We start from the raw sequence: 19875 nt of genomic DNA on the forward strand, positions 1-19875 counted from the left end.
ACGATGGCGAATGCGCAGGAACTGAGCGGGCGTCAGATCGAGCGGCGGGCGCAGCAGATGACGAAGCGCCTCGACAGCATCACGGCCGCCACGCTGCGCAGCGTGGCTCCGGGCTTCGGCGTTCTGGCGGGCGCCATCACCACCGGCGAGGTGCTGAAATACGCCGACGCCTGGACCAAGGCCAAGAACAGCCTGGCGGTGGCGGGCGTCACCGGCCGCAAGCAGGCTGCGCTGCTGGACGAGCTTTATGAGAGCGCTCAGCGGAACGCCGCGCCGATTGGCGCTCTGACCTCGCTTTACGGTTCCGCGGCGCAGGCCCAAGGCGAGCTTGGCGCGTCGTCCGCCAGTCTCGTGAAGTTCACGGACGGCGTCGCGGTGGCGCTGAAGGTAGCGGGCAAGTCCTCGACCGAAGCCTCGGGCGCGCTGATGCAGCTCGGGCAGCTTCTGGGCTCTGCGCGCGTGCAGGCGGAAGAATTCAACAGCATCAACGAGGGCGCGCGCCCAATCCTGATCGCCGTAGCAAACGGCATCGACGAGGCCGGCGGCTCGGTCTCGAAGCTCAAGGCTCTCGTGAACGATGGGAAGGTCTCGAACAAGCAGTTCTTCGACGGCTTCCTCAAGGGTATGCCGGCCATTCAAGCCATGGCGGCGAGCAGCACGCAGACGCTGGAGCAGGGATGGACGAAGGTCGACAACGCTCTCACGCGCTACATCGGCCGTCAGGATCAGTCACTGGGCGCGACCTCGATGCTGTCGAAGGGCCTGAACGCGCTGGCGGACGACTTCGACAACATTGCCGACGTGACGCTGAAGGTGGCCGCCGTCATCGCCGCCGCGCTGGTGGGCCGTGCGGTCGGCGGCCTGATCGTCAAACTTATCGCCGCCGGCGTCGAGGTGAAGAAGCTGGTTGCGGCGCTCCGCGGCCTTCAGGGCGCCACCGCGCTCATGTCGTTCTCGTCCGCTGCAGGACCCTTGGGGGCGGCACTCGGCATCGCGGCCGCGGCGACTATCTACTTCTCGTCGAGCGCTCGCGCGGCTGGCTCCAACACAGATGGACGCCGGCTGGGCCGTGGCCTCGGGCGCGGTCAGCGACCCGATCCACCCTGTCACCATCGCCCGCGGGGAGCTCGCGCACGCGCTGGCCTGCGCCATCGACGCCATTGCGGCCTGAGAGGTCATCATGCGGTTTCAAAACACCAATGCGCCGGCGAGCGGCAACGCCATCGGCTATGATTTCCCCGACATTGCCGGCCTGATCGGCTTCTGGAACTTCGGCGGGTCCGAACTGGCCTCGCGCCGGAACTGGGTGGACGGCTCGCTCGCCAGCGTCACCGGCGCGGTGACCTATGCCGACAGCTACGCCATCTTCGACGCGGACGCGGGCTTCTATACCACCAACATCGCGGAGCCGCGCGACGTCAGTGTGCTCGCGCTTTTCAAGACGCCGGACACGCTCGCCGACAACGCGCACCGGCCGGTGATCCTCGCCAACGACGACACCGCCGCCGTGGCTGACCCCTTGCGGACGTCGCAGGGCGTGAGCCTGTTTGTGTCGTCGGCCACGGCGATCTCGTTCGCCGCGGCGCGCTATGCATCCGGCACGTCCTCCTCGGGCGCGCTGGCGGCGACTCTGCCGGCCGGGGCTCTGGCGAGCTGGAGCCTGCTGGGGGGGCGAGCCTCAGACACAGTACGGCGCACCGAGTCCGTCACCGGCAACGTCAGCGCGACGGCCGCCGCATCGGCGCGCGATCCCGCCTCCTCGTTGATGAAAATCGGCGGTGGCATCTCGGGTTACGGAGGCGTCGGACACCTGTCGCTGCTGGCGATTGTGAGCGCGGCCTACAGCGATGCGGACCGCGACCTGCTCGCCGAGTTCATGCGCGCCGTTGCTGCGGGCAAGCCGACGCCGATCACGGGCATCTGACATTCCTCGCTACCAACTGACCGTCCAGCCCGCTTCGAGCGGGTTTTTTCATTTCAGGAGGACTGCACACATGGCGTCACCCATGACGGCCATTGGCCTCGCCGCGCTCAAATCACGCGAGGGCGTTCGGCTCACCGCCTACAAGGACAGCGTCGGCGTCTGGACGATCGGTTACGGCTCGACGAAGGGCGTGAAGCAGGGGGACAAGATCACCCAGGCGCGCGCCGACGAGCTGCTGATGGAGGATCTGGCGGCCCACGACATCACCGCTTTCGTGACCGTGCCGCTGGCGGATCACGAGGCGGACGCGCTGCGCTCGATCGCCTTCAACATCGGGCTCGCGGGCGCGAAGGGTTCGACCTTCATCAAGCGGCTGAACACCGGCGAGAGCCGCCAGAGCGTCGCCGAGGCGATCATGATGTGGAAGAAGCCGGCGGAGATCATCAGCCGGCGCGAGGCGGAGCGGGACCAGTTCCTGACGCCGTACACGAAGGCTCTGCCGAAGGCCCGCAGCAACGACGCGAAGCCGGTGACCGCGCCGGCGGAGCCTGCCGCGCCCGAGCCGGACGACATTCTCGCCGGCGCTGAGCCTGAGGTCGGAGAGGATGACGACCCCGCTGCCCGGCTGGCCGAGCTCGACGCAGCCATCGCCCGGCTGCGCGCGGCGCTGGTCGACGTGCTGGTCGCGCGTGAGGCGCTGTCGTGACCCCGCCCGACGAGCCATACGAGCCGCCGCTGCCCCCAGTGCCGGGCGCGGATGACGGCGCGGACGCGTAGAGCGCGGCCGCCATCATGGACCTGCTCGTCATTCTCGGGCTGCTGCTCGCCGCCCATGCGCTCTGCGATTACCCGCTGCAGGGCGACTGGCTCTCAAAGGCCAAGAACCACACGCTCGGCCTCGTGCCGGGCGAAGCCATCTGGCCCGGCGCGCTCGCCGCCCACGCAGCGATCCACGGCGCCGCGGTCGGCCTCATCACGGGCTCGCTTTGGCTGGCCCTCGCGGAGACCGTTGCTCACGCGGCGATCGACTACGCCAAGTGCGACGGCCGGCTCTCCTACAACGCGGATCAGGCTCTCCACGTCGCCTGCAAGCTGGCCTGGGTGGCTCTGATCGCCGCCGGCGCCTGATTCCCAAGCTGACCAGAGCACCACCCACCACGCCGAGATCGTCTTGGCGCGGACATCGATTCCCTTTTCCTCGGAGCACCATCATGACCACCCGCATCATCAACGCCGATCAGTTCGCCGCGCTGCTCCGGACGGCTCTCCAACTTGCCGGCGCATATGTCGCCGCCAATGGCTATGCGAGCGGAGCTGAGTGGGAGCTGATCTCCGGCGCGCTCCTGACCCTCGCCACCACCGCCTGGGGCATCTGGGCTCGCTCCGACGCCAATCTGATCGTCTCCGCGGCCGAGGTGCCCGGCGTTGAGAAGATCGTCGCTCCCGGCACGCCGCCGGCGGCGCTCGACGGGCACCCGAAAGTGACGGTGCGCTGAGCGTCGCCGCCTCCATAGGATCACGCATCGCATGACCGGCCACTATCCCACGGAGGGGCCGATGCCTCACCAGATGCCGCAGCTCACCCGTCCGCCGGCGGTCGACTGGATCAAGATCGCGCCATACGTCACGGTCCTGCTCACCATCGTGAGCGGCATCCTTGGGGTTGGGATGTGGCGGATGATCGACCAGATCAGCGACACGGCCAAGCTCGCCGCCACCAACGCGGCGGCGATCGAGCGGATCGACCGGGACCGGGCGTCCCGGATCGCCACGACCACCAGCGCCATCGAGCAGCTTGAGCGCCGCACCGGGCCGATCGACGCCATGCTCAAAGACATCGGCCGGCTGGAAAGCTCACGCGACCAGCTCGACACGCGGCTCACTCAAGGCCGGGACGAGCGGCTGGCGGACACGGCCAAGCTGGTCGACGCGATGGCGGCGCTCCGCACAGAGGTCGCGCTGCTGCGGCAGGAGCAGTCTCAACTGAGGCAGGCGGTTGAGGCGCGGGAGCGCGAGGACCGGCCGATGATCCCGCGGCGCTCGGACCTTGTGCTGCCGGTGTGGGAGACGCCAGGGTGAGAAGGAAGGGGGGCGGCGGGGAATCGAACTGAACCGCTGGTCGTAGCTCCGTACAAACCGGGTACATAACCGGGTATAAAGGCGAACGATATGGCGCATTAACCAAGAGAGCCAACGGTTCTTGACGGACGCCCCCTCCGCCATTTATTCCTATATCATCCACTGAGGCCCGTTTCGCCCTGATCCTCTGCAGATCAGGCGTTAGACGGCCTCTCTCGCGGTCCACCCTCATACCCGGCAATCCGGCTCACAGCCGGGACAAAAACTGGGTATCGGGCGCCGCAGGACCGGATATAGGAGCCGTCCCGTCATGCCGATCACCACACCCCCACCAATCGGCATACAGAAACGCCTATTCTACGCTAAAACCCGGTATTTCTTGAAGGCCGGCAATAGCCGCCACCGCCCGTTTTGACCATTCATGCGGTTTTGAACGCTCCTGAAAGCGGTCTCTTTCACGGGCTACTGACCGCAGCAATAAATGCCGCAGAAGTTAGACACAAAAATTGAACAGAACTGGGTATTCTGCGACGGTGTCATGGCTATTCACAAACTTTACGGCGAACTCGCTGTCTCTCTCGTGCAAGGGTGCTGGCGACAAGGTGTGGTGCTCCCACGCGCCGGAGCCGACCTCGGCGGTTGGGGAGGCTTGTCTGCATTCGAGGGAGCTAACGATATCCTCAGAAGGCTGGGGTTGGCGACGGTTGACGACAGACTGACGGTCGATACTGACCAGGTCTTTCAGTTTATTTCCGACCGATCCCAGGCGAGCCACATGACCTTGCCGCCGATCGACGCTGTCCTTGCAGCCTGGATATCTTTGATGAACCAGCTGGGGCGTGCATCCTTGAAGCGCCTGCCTTTTGTACCGCACAATGATATCATGCCTGTGATGGATGCTCTTGTTGGGTTGGATTACGCTAGGATGCTCGACAATACGTTCTTATGGACGGACAAGATCGGTCGCGCGATGCAGATGAGCGGCTGGTGGGACGAGCAGGGCTTTTCATATGAAGAGCTGCAGGAACGGGACGTTGATCGGGAGATGCGCTCTGCTTTGACCTCCATCCCCGAGGAGGTCAGACTTGCAGCTCTGAGGGACGACCAAATGACTGTCGCCAAGGCCTTGCAAGCTCGTTGGGTCGCCGGCGCGTGGCTGCCCGATAGCATTGATGACGCCTCGCCATGGCGTTGGGCGGCTCTCGGTCCTGAGGCAAAACGGCTCGTGCAATTGGTCCAAGGCGCGGACGGTCCATCGACGCTCGCCATAAACTAAAACCGCATCACAATTTAGAGGGCTGTAGCTTAGAGACTGTTTGGAAATTCGTGTTTGACGTCATGCCCGAGCTTGTCTCGGGCATCCACGACTTGAACGACCAAGATATGCTCGTCGAAAAGTCATGGATACCCGGCTGCGCCGGGCATGACGGGAGCTTAAATCGCCCGCCGCGGCCATTTCCAAATAGGCTCTTAGCTGTAGTTCTCCGCTTCGTTGCTCTCGGCCCGCCACCCAGATCAGCCCACCGCGATAAAGCACTCAGGTCTGAGCGAAGCCGGTCGTCGGCGCTTAACTGATGTTACCCGTTACGTTGCCCACGTTCGGGCTGCGCGCTGGTCGTCAGCCTCCGGGCGGATCGCCCGTTTGCGCGTCGGAGGCACTGGGCTTTCGGTCCCATGCGCCGGCCGGCGGCTCATGGCGGGCTGTGTCGTCGCCGTTCTTTTGCGGACGGCCGCCACCTCTGCGCGGTGGACACCGCGGTCACCTCTCGGCTCTATCCCTGACCGGACGGCTCGTCTGGCGCGCGCTTTGCTTCAGGGCGGGCGGCTTCGGCTCAGGCAAGGGATCGCGGCGCTTGGCTCGCTCGTCGGAGCGGGCGCTCGGCGCAGGACGCGGGGCACGGCGGATGGCTGGGCTTTCAGAACGGATGGAGACGGCATGACGGACGACACCAGGGCGCTCGAGGCGCATCTCGACGCGGCGACCACGTTGCTTGGCCTGCCGCTGTCGCCCGCCTGGCGCGGCTCGGTTCTGGCGCATCTGGAGGCGACCATGCGGGCCGCGCGCTTTGTCGACGCGTTCCCGTTCGACGACGTGATCGAGCCCGCCCCGGTGTTCGCGCCGGCCGCGCGGGAGGTCGCGCCGTGACGGCGGCGTCGGGTTCCGGAACGCCGGGTTCCGTCGAGCAGGCGATCGGGGCCTCGCTCGCGCGGATCGGTGAGGTGAACGGGCGCGTCGGCGCCTTCACCGACGTGACCACGGAGCGGGCGCTCGCCACCGCGCGCGCGATCGATGCCGGCGCCGTCGGCGGCCCGCTCGCCGGCGTCGCCTTCGCGGTGAAGAACCTCTACGACGTCAAGGGACTGGCGACCCGGGCCGGCTCGCGGATCAACCGCGAACGCGCGCCTGCGGCGAGCGACGCCGAGCTCGTCACGCGCCTGGAGGCCGCAGGCGCGGTGCTGGTCGGCGCGCTCAACATGGGCGAATACGCCTATGACTTCACGGGCGAGAACATCCACGACGGTCCCTCGCGCAACCCTCACGATCTCGGGCGCATGACCGGCGGATCGTCGGGCGGCACGGGCGCGGCGGTGGCGGCCGGTCTGGTCGACGTCGCGCTCGGCTCCGACACCAACGGCTCGATCCGCGTGCCCTCGGCGCTGTGCGGCTGCTTCGGGCTGAAGCCCACCTATGGCCGGCTGCCCCGCACCGGAACCTTTCCCTTCGTGCAGAGCTTCGACCATCTCGGCCCGATCGCGCGCTCGACCCGGCTGCTGGCGCTCGCCTATGACGCCATGCAGGGGCCCGACGCGGGCGATCCCGCCACGACGACGCGCGCGCCCGAACCGGCGGCGCCCTCGCTCGACGCAGGGCTCGGAGACCTCCGGATCGCAACGCTCGGCGGGCATTTCGCGCGCGGCGGCGAGCCGGACTGCTTCGAGGCGGTGGCGCGGGCCGCGGCGGCTCTCGGCGCGGAACGGGTCGTGGAGCTGCCGGAAGCCGCGCGCGCCCGCGCCGCCGCCTATGTCATCTCCGCCACCGAGGGCGCGGCGCTCCATCTCGATCGCCTGCGGACCCGGCCGGACGATTTCGACCCCGCGGTGCGCGACCGCCTCATCGGCGGAGCGACGGTTCCGGCGCCCTATGTGGCCAAGGCGCAGCGCTTCCGCCGCTGGTTCGCCGACGCGGTGGCGGCGGTGTTCGAGGAGGTCGATATTCTGCTCGCGCCCGCGACGCCCTGCCGGGCGCCGCGTCTCGGACAGACGACGTTCGAGCTGAACGGCGAGACGGTGCCGGTGCGGCCCAATCTCGGCGTGTTCACACAGCCGATCTCCTTCATCGGCCTGCCGGTCGTCTGCGCGCCGGTCTTCCTCGACGACGGCCTGCCGCTCGGCGTGCAGGTCATCGCCGCGCCCTGGCGCGAAGCCGACGCGCTGCGCGTCGCCCGCGCGCTGGAGGCCTCGGGCGTGTCCCGGTTCCGCGACGCCAGGCTCTGACGTTGACGCGCCCGCAGCCCTCACTGCGGGCGCGTCACGCCGTCAGCCGCGGCCGGCGAAGATGTCCTTCTTCACCACGGCGTGGACGCCCCAGTTGCCGTCCACGACCTGCGTCACGCCGAAGTCGACCGCGATCGACATGAGCGAGATCGCCTCGTCCTCGGTCAGCTTCTGGGTCGTCATCAGGAAGTGGCGCATCTTGCGGAAGGCGTCGCGCATCGCGAGGTCGACCGAGGACTTGCCGTAGATCGCCGACTGCGCCTCCGGCCCGAGCTCCTTCAGGTAGTTGGCGAAGGAAAAGCCGTGGACGAGCCACTCGTCCTTGGTCTCGAGCATTGGATAGTCGAGCGCCTCGAGCGGGGTGCCGGCGAGGTCGGCCTTCTTGTGCAGGATGAGCTGGAAGACGCCGGTGAGCGAGCACTCGATCGCGGTGCCGCAGAGCTCGCTGTCGCCCTGGCTCGCATGCGGGTCGCCGACCGAGAGCAGCCCGCCCTCGACCGCGACCGGATAGTACATCGTCGCGCCCTTGCCGATGCGCCAGTTGTCGATGTTGCCGCCCACCCAGTTCGGCGGGATCGTGTCGACGAAATCGACCTCCGCGGGCGCGAGCCCGAGCGTGCCGAAATGCGGCCGGATCGGCACGCGCACGCCCTTCAGCACGTCCATGTTCCGCGTGGTCGTCGCGTGGTCGACCGGCACGCCCGGATAGTCGATCGTCTCGTGGACCACGCCGAAAGGGTCGGTCTGCGGAACCCATTTGAAGTTGTAGACCGCCTGCGCCCAGCTCTTCGCGCCGGAGGCGTCCACCTCGTAGATGGTGATGACCTCGCGTTTGTCTCCGTTCAGCAGGTCGTTGTAGTGAAAGCCCCACCAGGCGGCGGCGTTCGACCCGAAGCTCTTGCCGGGGAATTTGGCCGAGGGCCGCGGCGCGCAGTCTAGGATGCGCACCTCCAGCACGTCGCCGGGCTCGGCGCCTCGCACATAGACTGGCCCGGTCATGACGTGGACGCCCTGACCCTCGCCGGACCCCTTCTTGTAGACCTTGGGGTCGGTCGGCCCCGCGCCGCGGCGGTCGACGCCCTTTTTGTCCTTGGTCCAGAGGAAGACGCTTTCGGCCCCCTCGTCGCCCTCGACCATGCGCTCGCGGTCGTCGCAGGCGTGGTGGGTCAGCGTCTCGATGGTGACGATGTCGCCGGAGTCGCATTCGACGCGGGGCTTCAGGGTCTTGGAGAAATAGCCCCAGTGCACTGTGTCGGCGTTCGCCGGCAGGTAATGATGCGTGCGCTGCGCCGGCGCCTTGGCGGCGGTCGCCTGCGCCAGGGCGGGGGTCACCAGCGTGGCGCCGCCGGCCGCGATCGTCGCGAGACCGCCGGCGGCGACAAAGCTGGACTTGAGGAAGCTGCGCCGCTCGGCGGCCAGATCGCGCTTCAGCGCCTCATGGTGCAGCCTAAATTCCGGGCAGCGCGGATCGTCACCTTGGCACATCGTGCGACAGTCTCCCGAAGACAGCGTGACTGCACGACGGTTCGCGCAGCTCCCGGGCGAGCGCAGCAAGCGCGGCGCCAGTCCGCGCACGGCAAGGCTTGGACGTCTCCGGACCGCGCAGACATTTCCGGCGATGGGAGGTCCGGAGCGGGCGCGCGATCGGCCCGCCCCGGACCCCGCGAGCTTATGCGGCGCTCCACGGCGCCGGGAGGCCGAGATCGGCGGCGATGAGATCGGCCGCGCGTTCTCCGATCAGCACGCAGGGCGCGAGCGTGTTGCCGCCCGCGATCGCCGGCATCACGGAGGCGTCGGCGATCCTCAGGTTCTCGACCCCATAGACCCTGAGGCCGCCGTCGACGACGGCCATGGGGTCCCGGCCCATCTTCGCGGTGCAGGACTGGTGGAAATAGGTGCCGGCGGCGTTGCGCAGGAAGTCGAGCTGGGCGGCGCCGGCGAGCGGGCCGGGCATCAGCTCGCGCGCCACGAAGGGACGCAGCGCGTCGGAATGGCCGATCTCGCGGCAGAGTTCGAGCGCGATTCTGAGCGCCGTCACGTCCGCCTCCTCGCTCAGGAAGTTGGCGTCGATGCGCACCGGGTCCTCCGGGCGAGGGCCGGTGAGGCTGACGCGTCCGCGGCTTTTCGGGCGGATCAGGCCGGGCGCCAGCGTGAAGGCGAGCGAGGGATCGACCGGCAGCCCGTAGGCCGGGCCGGTCACCTCGGAGCCGAAGGCCGTCTCCTCCAGCATGGGCTGCAGGTCGGGCGAGGGCAGGGAGGCGTCGCTCTTGCAGAAGAAGGTGAACTCGGCCGAATTGTTCCGGGGCGGCTCGGGCGTGCGGTATTCGAACACGCAGCCGCCGACGAGGATGTGGTCCTGGAAATTGCGGCCGACGCCCGGAAGATGCTGCGCGACGCTGATGCCGTGCCGCTTCAGCTCGCTCTCGTCGCCGACGCCGGACAGCATCAGCGCCTTGGGCGTGTGGACGCCCCCGAGCGACAGCACGACCTGCCGCCGCGCCTCGACCATGCGGATCTCGCCGTCGGCCTCATATTCCACGCCGGTCGCCCGGCCGCCCTCGATCCGCACCCGGCGGACCGTCGCGCCGGTCAGGACCGTGAGGCTGGGCTCGCCCCTGCGCGGGGCGAGATAGGCGCGCGCCGTGGAGACGCGGGTTCCGTCCGGCGCGACGTTGACGTTGGCGACGGCGCAGCAGCCGTCGCCCGCCATGGCCTCGGCGTTGTGATCCTCGACGCGCGGCACGCCGAAGCCGGGGAGAGCGTCCAGCAGGCCGCCGACCACGGGCGCGGGGTCTTTCGGAAGGGTGATGGGCATGGGGCCGGACGTTCCGCGCATCGCCGAGGGCGGGCCGTCCCAGGCTTCGATCCGCCGGTAGAGCGCGACCGCAGCGTCGAACCCCCAGCCGGCGTCGCCGGTCTCGGCCTCCCAGAGGTCGAAGTCCGCCTTGTGGCCGCGCGCCCAGACGAGGCCGTTGACGCTGGAGCCGCCGCCGAGCACGCGGCCCATGGGCAGCGGCGCGCGGCGGCCGTTCAGCCCGGCGCAGGGTTCGGAGGCGAACCGCCAGTCGCGCTCGGAGCCGATGTTGCGCATCCAGATCTTCGGGTCGGTGACCTCCGCGACGTCGCCCGGCCCGCCGGCTTCCAGCAGCAGGACGCTGACGTCGCCGAGCGACGCGAGCCGGCCCGCGATCACGCAGCCGGCCGCGCCGCCGCCGCAGATGACGATGTCGTAGGATGCTTGGACGGTTCGGGTCATGCGTGGTCCGCCAGGTTTATGAAACGGGATGTCGCGGCGCCGGATGAGCGGCGTTGCCGTGGTGCGTCGCAAGGTGCGACCTTTTCAGGGTTGATCGCGGCGATCCGCCGTGGCGAGGTCGCGCCGGGGAACGGACAGGGCCGATGAGCGTGACAGAGCCGGACATCGCCGAGCCGACCGAGGACGCGCCCGAGGGGTGGCGTCTGCGTCCGCTGCAGGTGCGCCCGGGCTTCCTGATCCGGCGGCTGCACCAGATCCATGTGGCGCTGTTCCTGGAGGAGTGCGCGTCCGAAGGGCTGACGCCGGTGCAGTACAGCGTGCTGACCGCGCTCGACCAGATGGGCGCCGTCGAGCAGGCGGCGCTGTCGCGCGCGGTCGGGCTCGACCGCACCAACGTCGCCGAGGTGATCGTGCGGCTGGAGCGGCGGCTGTTCGTCCGCCGCCGTCCCTCTCCGGAAGACCGCCGGATGAAGCTCGCGATGCTCACCGAGGTCGGGCGCGCGGCGCTGAAGCGCGTCGAGCAGAGCGCCTCGCGGGCTCACGAGCGCACGCTCGCGGCCCTGCCTCCGGACCGCCGCGAGCGGTTCCTCGAGGACCTCGCGACGCTCGTCGAAAGCAGCAACTCCATGAGCCGCTCGCCCGTCGTCGGCTGACGCCGGGCGCGGCCTGGCCGCGCGTTCCGCGATCGGTTCGTCGAAATCGTCAGTACCATGACGAATGCCTTTCGATGAGGCGCCGTGCGCAAGCAGGCGTCGCGATTTTGATCAGCCGCGCCCGACAGGTTTCCGCTAGACGCCGTCGCTAAACGGCGAGGCTCGCCGTTTTCAGCGGTTGGCATGCAACTTGATTGCCAGAATTTGTCTAAGTCGGCTTTCGGACGGCTCCGGCGCGCGCCCCTCGGGCGGACGCCTGTCCGGCCTCCGACAAAAATTAGGATGTACACTGATGACTGTGGTGCGGTTCGAGGCGGTGACGAAACGGTACCCCGGCGTGGACATGCCGGCGGTCGCCGATCTGAACCTCGTCTGCGGCGACGGCGAGATGCTCGCGCTGCTCGGCCCCTCCGGCTGCGGCAAGAGCTCGACCCTGAAGATGGCGGCGGGGCTCGAGGAGCTGTCCGAGGGCGAGATCCGGTTCGACGACGAGCCGGTGTCGCGGCTCGATCCGGGCGCCCGCAACATCGCGATGGTGTTCGAGGACTACAGCCTCTACCCGCGCATGACGGTGCGGGAGAACATCGCGTTCCCCCTCGCGGCCCGCGGCGTCGACCGCGAGACGGCGAAGGGCCGCGTCGACGACGCGCTCGCGCTGCTCGGCCTGACCGGCATGGCGGACCGGCCCGTGACGGGGCTCTCGGGCGGCGCGATGCAGCGCATCTCGATCGGCCGCGCGCTGGTCCGCGACCCGCGCCTCATCCTGTTCGACGAGCCGCTCTCCCATCTCGACGGCGACCAGCGCGTCCAGCTCCGCACCGAGATCAAGCGCCTGCAGAAGACGCGCGGCGTCACCTCGATCCTCGTCACCCACGACCAGACCGAGGCGACCGCCATGGCCGACCGGATCGCGGTGATGCGCCACGGCGTGCTGCAGCAGGTGGACACGCCCGAGGCCATGTACGAGCGGCCGGCGAACGTCTTCGTCGCGAACTTCATCGGCGAGCCGCCGATGAACATGCTCGCCGGCCGCCCCGCCGGCGCCGGCGCCGTCCATGTGGAGGCGTTCGGGCGGGCGTTCGCGGTGTCGCCCCTGAGGGCGTCGATCGCGAACGCCCGCGGCCAGGACCTCATCATCGGCATGCGCCCCGAGCATCTCGCGATCGCCCGCGCCGAAGGCGCGACCGCCGACGCCGTCGTGAGCTACCGCGAAAGCCGGGGCGACGCGGACTCGCTGGTGCTGGAGCCGAGAACCGGCGCCGACGTCGACATTCTGGTCGAGATCGCGGGGCCCTCGGACATCCGGCCCGGCGACCTGGTCTCGGTGTCGATCGCGCCCGAACGGGTCCATCTGTTCGATCGCGTCAGCGAGCGCAACGTGGAGCAGCGCCCGTGAGCGGCCTCGCGCTGTCCGGCGTCGCCAAGCGCTTCGGCGAGACGCTCGCGCTCGATGGCGTGAACCTGTCGGTCGGCCCCGGCGAGGTTCTGGCGCTCACCGGCCCGTCGGGCGCCGGCAAGACCACGCTCTGCCGTGTGGCCGCCGGGCTCGAAACGCCGGACGCCGGCGCGGTGCGGCTCGGCGGGCGTTCCATGGACGGGGTCGCGCCGGGCAAGCGCGGCGTGGCGTTCCTGTTCGAGTCTTACGCGCTCTATCCGCATCTCACCGTGCGCGAGAACGCGCTGTCGCCGCTCCGGGCGCCCGGAAGCGCCGTTCCGCGCGAGCGGCACGACGCCACGGTCGCCGAGGTTCTGTCGCTGCTCGAGATCGCGCATCTCGGCGACCGGCTGCCCGCGGCGCTGTCGGGCGGCCAGAAGCAGCGCGCCGCTCTCGCCCGCGCGCTGGTGCAGGCGCCGCGCGCGCTTCTGCTCGACGAGCCGATCTCCCATCTCGACGCCAAGCTCCGCCACAAGCTGCGCGGCGCGATCCGCCGATCCCTGATGACGCGCGACAGCCCGTCGATCTGGGCGACCCCGGACGGGCTCGAGGCGCTGTCGGTCGGGGATCGGGTGGCGGTGATCGACGGCGGCCGGATCGAGCAGGTCGGCACGCCCGAGGAGATCTGGCTGAGCCCCGCGAGCGTCACCGTCGCGCGGCTGATCGGCGATCCGCCCATGAGCGTGCTCGACGGCGAGCTCGCCGAGGAGGGCGGGGCGACGGTGTTCCGGCGTCCCGGTCTCCAGATCGCGGTGCCGGAGGGCGCGGCGGCCGCGGCCCGCGGCCGGAAGGTCTGGCTCGGGCTTCGCGCATCGGAGCTTGCGCTTGCGCCCGCTGGCGCGGCCGGCGCGGTCGCCGGCGAGATCTACTCGCACGAGCCGTTCGGCAAGCACGAGATCGTCACCTTCAGCGCGAGCGACGGCGCGCAGATCAAGATCAAGACACGCGAGGCGGCGCAGGTCCGCATCGGCGAGGCCGCGGGACTTTCCTGTCCGGCCGCCGCCATCGCGCTGTTCGACGGAGAAACCGGCCGGGCGATTCCGGCCGCGTGAAGAACGGAACTGTCATTCGCCGACCGCAGCGGGACGCGGCGGCCAACGAAACGGGGTGGTGCGACGATGAAATCCTGGACACTTGCCACCGCGGCCTCCGCCGCCGTGCTCGCCTTGAGCGTCGCCGGCGCGGCGGACGCGGCGGACTTCTCCTACGCGGAGGCCGCCAAGCCCTACACGGGCGTCTCGATCCGCGTGCTGGACGAGGTGACGCCGCTGCAGGAGACGCTCTCCACGCTGGTGCCGCTGTTCGAGAAGGAGACCGGCATCAAGGTCGAGTACCAGCTGCTCGGCCATATGGAGGTGATCAACCGCGGCCAGGCCGACATGCTGTCGGGGCGCGGCCATTTCGACGCCGTCATGCTGCACGGCTTCCAGATGGGCCAGATGCTTGAAGCCGAGGCGCTGCTGCCGATCGACGATCTCGTCGCCAACAAGACGCTCACCAATCCGAACTTCGACGCGGACGACCTGATCCAGAAGCCGTTCCGGAGCCTGTCCTTCTTCGGCGGCAAGCAGTACGGCCTGATCAACTGGAACTACAACCACGTCTACTGGGCGCGCGCCGACCTGCTCAGCGACGCGGGCGAGAAGGCCGCGTTCAAGGCGAAGTACGGCTACGATCTCGCGCCCGCCAAGACCATCGAGCAGATGCGCGACATCGCCGAGTTCTTCACCCGCAAGAAGGGCGAGGCGCTCGCCGGCCAGCCGCTCGCGGGCGATTTCTACGGCGTCGTGTTCGACGGCGTGAAGGGCTCGGCCTCGCTGTTCGCCTTCGTGAACAACATCATGAAGAACTACGGCGGCGACATCATCGACGCCGAGGGCAAGCCGGCCTTCGACACGCCCGCCACGGTCGCGGCTTTGAAGATGTACGCCGACCTCTGGAAGTTCGCGCCTCCCGGCACGGCCGAATACTCCCTGCTCGACGTGCCGACGGTGATGGGCAACGGCATCGCCGCGCAGGCGATCGCCTTCTCGGACTTCGTGCTCGGCGTCGACAAGCCCGGCGCCTCGCCGTTCGCCGGCAAGTTCGTCTACGCGGGCGTTCCCGTGAAGGACGGCGCGCCCCCGCAGTTCGCCTCCGCCGAAGCCGAGCCGTCGATGATCGCGATCGCGGCCAGCAGCAAGCATCCCGAGGCCACCTACCTCTTCATGCAGTGGCTCGCCGACAAGAAGCAGCAGGGCACGCTGCTCGAGACCGGCAAGGGCGGCGTGCCGATCCGCGAGAGCTCGTGGGCGCTTCCCGTGCTGAAGGACGCCGCCAATCCGAGCCTGTTCCGCGCCATGAAGGCGACGCTCGGGGTGGCCGCGGCCAAGCCCCGGATGCCCAAGTATCTGGAGCTGTCCGACGCCCTGTCGGGGATCATCCAGCAGGTCGGTCTCGGCAAGCTGACGCCCGAGCAGGGCGCGGCCGAGGGCCAGAAGGCGCTCGTCCGCATCTGCGGCGACAAGTGCACGCTCTGACGCGAGCCGAACATCGGGCTCAGGGCGGTCCGCCGCCCGGAGCGTTCTGAAGACGTCACCGAAAGCCGATCATGTCCATCGCAACCGAAGCGTCAGCCGCGCCCGTCGCGCGCCGAAAGTCCCGTGAGCAGGGCTTCTGGTACCCCTATCTGCTCATCGCGCCGACGATGATCACGCTGGTGGTCGTCTCGCTGATCCCGTTCGCCTATGCGATCTACCTGAGCTTCCACAAGGCCAAGTACGGCCGCGTCGGCGACTTCATCGGCTTCGACAACTACATGAAGCTGCTGGCCGACCCCGCCTTCTGGAACTCGCTCAAGGTCGCGGGGCTGTTCGTCGTCATCGCGGTGCCGATCGAATTCATGATCGGGCTCGGCGGGGCGCTCGTGCTGAGCGCCGGCGTGCGCGGCCGCTCGGTGCTGGTGCCGCTGCTGTTCATCCCCACCATGATGGCGCCGATCGTCGTGGGCCTGCTGTGGAAGATCATGCTGGCCGGCTCCTGGGGCCTGATCTCCTACAATGTGTTCGAACGCTTCGGCATGCTCGGCGACCAGTCGATCTTCGCGTCGCCGGACCTTGCGCTCTACGCGCTGATGTTCGTCGACATCTGGCAGTGGTCGCCGTTCATGATGCTGGCCTTCTTCGCCGGGCTTCAGGCCATGCCGGTCGGCCCCTACCGCGCGGCCGCGGTCGACGGCGCGTCGCCGCTGCGCGTGTTCTTCAAGATCACGCTGCCGATGATGACGCCGCTGCTGGTCGTCATCACCCTGCTCAGGCTGATCGACGCCTTCAAGGTGTTCGACACGGTCTTCATCCTGACGGGCGGCGGACCGGGCGTCGTGACGCAGACCCCGAGCGTGCTCGCCTACAAGATGACGTTTGAATTCTGGAACATCGGCGAGGCGTCCGCGCTCGCCGTGCTGGTCTGGGTGGCGTTCTTCATTTTCTGCAACGTCTTCTACCAGATCGCCAAGAAGAAGCTGGGGGCGTTCTGATGAACCGGAAATCCAGTCTTGTCTGGACGGCGGTCGCCGCCGTCTACGCGCTGCTGATCCTGTTCCCGGTGCTGTGGATGGGCTCGATGATGGTCAAGCCCGCGGACGTCATGTTCGCGCGCCCGACCGAGTTCCTGTTCACGCCGACGCTCGCGAACTTCAACTACGTCATCGCCGAAGGTTTCGCCTGGAACCTGCTGACCTCCTTCGTGCTGTGCTCGATCTCGACGGCGCTCGTCGTGCTGATCGGCACGCCCGCGGCCTACGCCTTCGCCCGCTTCGAGATGAAGGCCAAGGACGACCTGTTCCTGTTCATCCTCGCCACCCGCATGGGGCCGCCGGTCTGCCTCGTGATCCCGTTCTACCTGATCTTCGCCAAGGTCGGCCTGCTCGACACCTTCACCGGCCTGACGCTCGCCTATCTGACCTTCAACCTGTCGTTCTACGTCTGGGTGCTGCGCAGCTTCTGCCGCGACCTGCCGGTGGAGCTCGAAGAGGCGGCGGCGCTCGAAGGCTGGTCGCGGCCGCAGATCTTCTGGCGCGTGACGCTGCCGCTGCTGCGCAGCGGGATCGTGGCGACCTCGGTGCTCTGCTTCATCTTCGCGTGGAACGAGTTCCTGTTCGCCTTCATGCTCGGCGGCGACCGCATCCAGACGCTGCCCGTGGCGATCCCGAAGCTCATCACCGCCCAGGGCGTCCGCTGGGGCGAGGTCGCGGTGGTCGGCATCGTGGCGCTGGTCCCCGTGCTCACCGTCGTGCTGCTGCTGCAGCGGCACATCGTGCGCGGCCTCACGCTCGGCGCGGTGAAAGGCTGACGATGGCGCGGTTCGTCCTCGTCCATGGCTCGTTCCACGGCGCCTGGTGCTGGGAGCGCCTGACGCCGCTGCTGGAGGCCGCCGGCCACCAGACGACGGTTCCGAACCTGCCCGCGAGCGGCGGCGACCCGGCGCCGATGGAGAACGCCGATCTCGACGCCTACGCGACCCGCGTCGCCGGCGTGATCGACGGGATCGCGGGGCAGGTGATCCTCGTCGGGCACAGCATGGGCGGCATCGTCTCGGCGCAGGTCGCGGAGCTGCGCCCGCATCGCCTCGCGGCGGTGGTCTACGTCAACGGCCTGATGCTGCGCGACGGCGAGAGCCTAGGCAGCTTCCTCGACGCGCACGCCCATCTCGAGGTGGACGACCTCGTGCTGAAAAACATGGTGGTCTCGGCCGACGGCGCGGAAGCGCGCTTTCCCGCAGAGAAGGCGGCGGACGTGTTCTACGGCGCATGCGCGCCCGACGCCGCCGCCTGGGCGGCGGCCCGGCTCGGCCCCCAGCGCACCAAAGTCTACGGCGACCGGCTCCGCCTGACGCCCGAGCGCTTCGGGACGGTGCGCCGCGCCTATGTCCGCGGCCTCAAGGACAACGCGGTGTCGCTCGCCTACCAGGACGCGATGCTGGGGCGCACGCCCTGCGACAGCGTCTTCGACATCGACGGCGACCATTCGCCTTTCCTGTCCGCGCCCGAACGGCTTGCGGGCATTCTCGATCAGGTCGCGGCGGCGTGACCGTCCAGGCCCCTCATTCTCCGCGGCGCATCGGCCGTCATCTTCGCAGGAGCACGCCATGAACCCCGCAGCGTTCGACGTCGTCGACGGCGTCCCGCACTACAAGCTGTTCATCGACGGCCAGTGGACCGACTCGTCGCGCAACATGCTGCATGACGACGTGAACCCCGCGACCGGACAGGTCTTCGCCCGCACCCAGCTCGCCGGCGCGGCCGAGGTCGACCGGGCGATCGCGTCCGCGGACGCGGCGCAGAAGCTCTGGGGCGCCGCGATGGTGGCCGAGCGCGAGACGATCCTGCTCAAGACCGCCGACGTCATCACGCGCCGGACGCCCGAAATCCGCGACCTGCTGATCGAGGAATGCGGCTCGGTGTTCTCGAAGGCGCTGTGGGAGATCGAGTATGTGGTCGACGCGCTGCGGGTCGCGGCCGGCGACGCCCGCCACGTCATGGGCGAGACCATGCCCATGACGATGCCGGGCCAGATCTCGCTGTCGGTGAGGAAGCCGCTCGGCGTCATCGCAGGGATCGCGCCGTTCAACTCGCCCTTCCTGCTGTCGATGAAGAAGATCGCCTACGCGCTCGCCGTCGGAAACGCCTTCATCCTGAAGCCCTCCGAGGAGACGCCGCTCTCGGGCGCGATCATCGCCGACCTGTTCGACGAGGCGGGCCTGCCGAAGGGCCTGCTCAACGTGGTGCCGGGCGTGCCGTCCGAGGTCGGCGACCAGCTGATCGCCGATCCGCGGGTGAAGATGATCACCTTCACGGGCTCCACCCGCACCGGGCGCCATCTCGCGGTCGAGGCGGCGAAACACCTCAAGCGGTTCACGCTGGAGATGGGCGGCAAGAGCCCGCTGATCGTGCTCGCCGACGCCGATCTCGACTATGCGGTCGACGCCGCCGCCTTCGGTGTGTACCTGCACCAGGGGCAGGTCTGCATGGCGAGTTCGAAGGTCATCGTCGAGGCGCCGCTGTTCGACGCCTTCGCGGAGAAGTTCAAGGCCAAGACCGCCGGCGTCAAGGTCGGCGACCCGAAGGACCCGGACACGGTCATCGGCCCGCTGATCCGCGCGCGCCAGTGCGCCTTCATCGAAGGCCAGCTCAAGGACGCGACGGAGAAGGGCGCCACGGTGGTGGCGGGCGGAACCTATGAGGGCCACTTCTTCCAGCCGACCGTGCTGACCGGCGTCACGCCCGAGATGCGCATTTATTACGAGGAGAGCTTCGGCCCCGTGGTGTCGCTCATCAAGGTCGCGGACGCGGAGGAAGCGCTGAAGGTCGCGAACGACACCGAATACGGGCTGTCGGCGGCGCTCATCACCAACGACATGCAGAAGGCGCTCGACCTCTCGCTGCGGCTCGAATCCGGCATGGTGCACGTCAACGACACCACGATCTCGGACGAGCCCCACGTGCCGTTCGGCGGCGTGAAGAACTCCGGCTTCGGCCGCGAGGGCGGGCGCTATTCGCTCGAGGAGCTCACCGAGGTGAAGTGGGTGACGCTGCAGATGGGCAAGCGCCAGTTCCCGTTCTGAGCGGCGGCCGGCCTCTCAGGCCGGCTCGTCGATGACGCTGACATGGGCCGCCACGACCTTCCAGCCCTCGGGGAAACGCACCCAGGTCTGGGTCTGGCGGCCGATCTTTCCGGGCGCGCTGTCCCGGCGGAACAGCGTGCAGGCGGTCGCGGCGTCGCGGCCGTAGGTGGTGATCACGGTCTTTTCGAGCGCGCGGTCGAGGCCCGCCGGCGAACGGCCCCGCCGGAACGCCCGGATCTCGTCCATGCCATAGAGGTTTTCGGTCGCGCCGTAGCGGAGCGTGCGCGCGTCGTCGCGGAACAGCGCCTCGAGCGTCGCGACGTCGTTGCCGGTCAGGGCCTTTTCGTAAGCGGCGAAGGCGGCGCGGACCTCGTCCAGCACCTCGGGCAGATCGACCTCGGGCATCGTGTCAGGCTCCCTTGCGGCGCGGCGG

The 19875-nt window shown here is 68.7% G+C and carries 20 protein-coding genes; 17 read left to right on the top strand and 3 right to left on the bottom strand.

Features of this window, described 5'->3' with window-relative positions:
- Positions 1-3: 3 nt before the first annotated feature.
- The 9 genes from ACFQ4O_RS02125 (at position 4) to ACFQ4O_RS02165 (ending at position 7498) form a co-directional block, all read left to right on the top strand.
- Complete coding sequence (locus ACFQ4O_RS02125) at positions 4-1233, top strand: tape measure protein (RefSeq protein ID WP_378773985.1); 1230 nt, start codon at positions 4-6, stop codon at positions 1231-1233.
- A complete protein-coding gene (locus tag ACFQ4O_RS02130; RefSeq protein WP_378773986.1) occupies positions 1181-1924 on the top strand; it encodes a hypothetical protein in 744 nt (247 codons plus the stop codon). The genes ACFQ4O_RS02125 and ACFQ4O_RS02130 overlap by 53 nt, the downstream gene beginning before the upstream one ends.
- A 70-nt stretch (positions 1925-1994) precedes the next feature.
- Positions 1995-2630 carry a lysozyme gene (locus tag ACFQ4O_RS02135; RefSeq protein WP_378773987.1) on the top strand — a complete coding sequence of 212 codons (636 nt, stop codon included), beginning with the start codon at positions 1995-1997 and terminating at the stop codon, positions 2628-2630.
- An 86-nt stretch (positions 2631-2716) separates the two neighbouring features.
- Complete coding sequence (locus ACFQ4O_RS02140; RefSeq protein WP_378773988.1) at positions 2717-3052, top strand: DUF3307 domain-containing protein; 336 nt, start codon at positions 2717-2719, stop codon at positions 3050-3052.
- Positions 3053-3135: 83 nt separating this feature from the next.
- Complete coding sequence (locus tag ACFQ4O_RS02145) at positions 3136-3420, top strand: Pam3-gp28 family putative phage holin (protein WP_378773989.1); 285 nt, start codon at positions 3136-3138, stop codon at positions 3418-3420.
- 31 nt (positions 3421-3451) lie between these two features.
- A complete protein-coding gene (locus ACFQ4O_RS02150; RefSeq protein ID WP_378773990.1) occupies positions 3452-4003 on the top strand; it encodes a hypothetical protein in 552 nt (183 codons plus the stop codon).
- A 481-nt stretch (positions 4004-4484) separates the two neighbouring features.
- Positions 4485-5279 (top strand): hypothetical protein, encoded by a 795-nt coding sequence (locus tag ACFQ4O_RS02155; protein ID WP_378773991.1) that lies wholly within the window; start codon positions 4485-4487, stop codon positions 5277-5279.
- Between the two features lie 660 nt (positions 5280-5939).
- Positions 5940-6149, top strand: a complete 210-nt coding sequence (locus tag ACFQ4O_RS02160; RefSeq protein ID WP_378773992.1) for a DUF4089 domain-containing protein — start codon at positions 5940-5942, stop codon at positions 6147-6149.
- Entirely contained in the window at positions 6146-7498 is a 1353-nt protein-coding gene (locus ACFQ4O_RS02165; protein WP_378773993.1) for an AtzE family amidohydrolase, read from the top strand. Before ACFQ4O_RS02160 ends, ACFQ4O_RS02165 begins: the two co-directional genes overlap by 4 nt.
- A gap of 42 nt (positions 7499-7540) precedes the next feature.
- Here the strand turns inward: ACFQ4O_RS02165 and ACFQ4O_RS02170 are convergent, their stop codons facing one another.
- Together ACFQ4O_RS02170 and ACFQ4O_RS02175 are read right to left on the bottom strand one after the other, a co-directional pair.
- Positions 7541-8983 (bottom strand): acetamidase/formamidase family protein, encoded by a 1443-nt coding sequence (locus ACFQ4O_RS02170; RefSeq protein ID WP_378773994.1) that lies wholly within the window; start codon positions 8981-8983, stop codon positions 7541-7543.
- 184 nt (positions 8984-9167) lie between these two features.
- Positions 9168-10754: a GMC family oxidoreductase gene (locus tag ACFQ4O_RS02175; RefSeq protein WP_378773995.1), complete on the bottom strand. Its 1587-nt coding sequence runs from the start codon at positions 10752-10754 to the stop codon at positions 9168-9170.
- A 143-nt stretch (positions 10755-10897) separates the two neighbouring features.
- On the opposite strand from ACFQ4O_RS02175, the gene ACFQ4O_RS02180 reads away from it, so the two are divergent.
- From ACFQ4O_RS02180 to ACFQ4O_RS02215, 8 genes are all read left to right on the top strand, one after another.
- On the top strand, positions 10898-11407 hold the full coding sequence (locus ACFQ4O_RS02180; protein WP_378773996.1) for a MarR family winged helix-turn-helix transcriptional regulator: 510 nt from the start codon (positions 10898-10900) through the stop codon (positions 11405-11407).
- 292 nt (positions 11408-11699) lie between these two features.
- Positions 11700-12803 carry an ABC transporter ATP-binding protein gene (locus ACFQ4O_RS02185; protein WP_378773997.1) on the top strand — a complete coding sequence of 368 codons (1104 nt, stop codon included), beginning with the start codon at positions 11700-11702 and terminating at the stop codon, positions 12801-12803.
- Entirely contained in the window at positions 12800-13894 is a 1095-nt protein-coding gene (locus ACFQ4O_RS02190; RefSeq protein ID WP_378773998.1) for an ABC transporter ATP-binding protein, read from the top strand. The genes ACFQ4O_RS02185 and ACFQ4O_RS02190 overlap by 4 nt, the downstream gene beginning before the upstream one ends.
- Positions 13895-13960: 66 nt before the next feature.
- Complete coding sequence (locus ACFQ4O_RS02195) at positions 13961-15361, top strand: extracellular solute-binding protein (RefSeq protein WP_378773999.1); 1401 nt, start codon at positions 13961-13963, stop codon at positions 15359-15361.
- 71 nt (positions 15362-15432) lie between these two features.
- The gene (locus ACFQ4O_RS02200) at positions 15433-16356 is read left to right on the top strand and encodes a carbohydrate ABC transporter permease (protein WP_378774000.1); all 924 of its coding nucleotides are present in this window, start codon (positions 15433-15435) and stop codon (positions 16354-16356) included.
- The gene (locus ACFQ4O_RS02205; protein ID WP_378774001.1) at positions 16356-17171 is read left to right on the top strand and encodes a carbohydrate ABC transporter permease; all 816 of its coding nucleotides are present in this window, start codon (positions 16356-16358) and stop codon (positions 17169-17171) included. The genes ACFQ4O_RS02200 and ACFQ4O_RS02205 overlap by 1 nt, the downstream gene beginning before the upstream one ends.
- 2 nt (positions 17172-17173) lie before the next feature.
- The gene (locus ACFQ4O_RS02210; RefSeq protein WP_378774002.1) at positions 17174-17908 is read left to right on the top strand and encodes an alpha/beta fold hydrolase; all 735 of its coding nucleotides are present in this window, start codon (positions 17174-17176) and stop codon (positions 17906-17908) included.
- Between the two features lie 58 nt (positions 17909-17966).
- Positions 17967-19442: an aldehyde dehydrogenase family protein gene (locus ACFQ4O_RS02215; protein ID WP_378774003.1), complete on the top strand. Its 1476-nt coding sequence runs from the start codon at positions 17967-17969 to the stop codon at positions 19440-19442.
- 15 nt (positions 19443-19457) lie between these two features.
- Here the strand turns inward: ACFQ4O_RS02215 and hpxZ are convergent, their stop codons facing one another.
- Complete coding sequence (gene hpxZ / locus ACFQ4O_RS02220) at positions 19458-19847, bottom strand: oxalurate catabolism protein HpxZ (RefSeq protein WP_378774004.1); 390 nt, start codon at positions 19845-19847, stop codon at positions 19458-19460.
- Positions 19848-19875: the final 28 nt, after the last annotated feature.

It is taken from the genome of Methylopila musalis (assembly GCF_042679725.1).
GTDB classification, from domain to species: Bacteria; Pseudomonadota; Alphaproteobacteria; order Rhizobiales; family Methylopilaceae; genus Methylopila; species Methylopila musalis.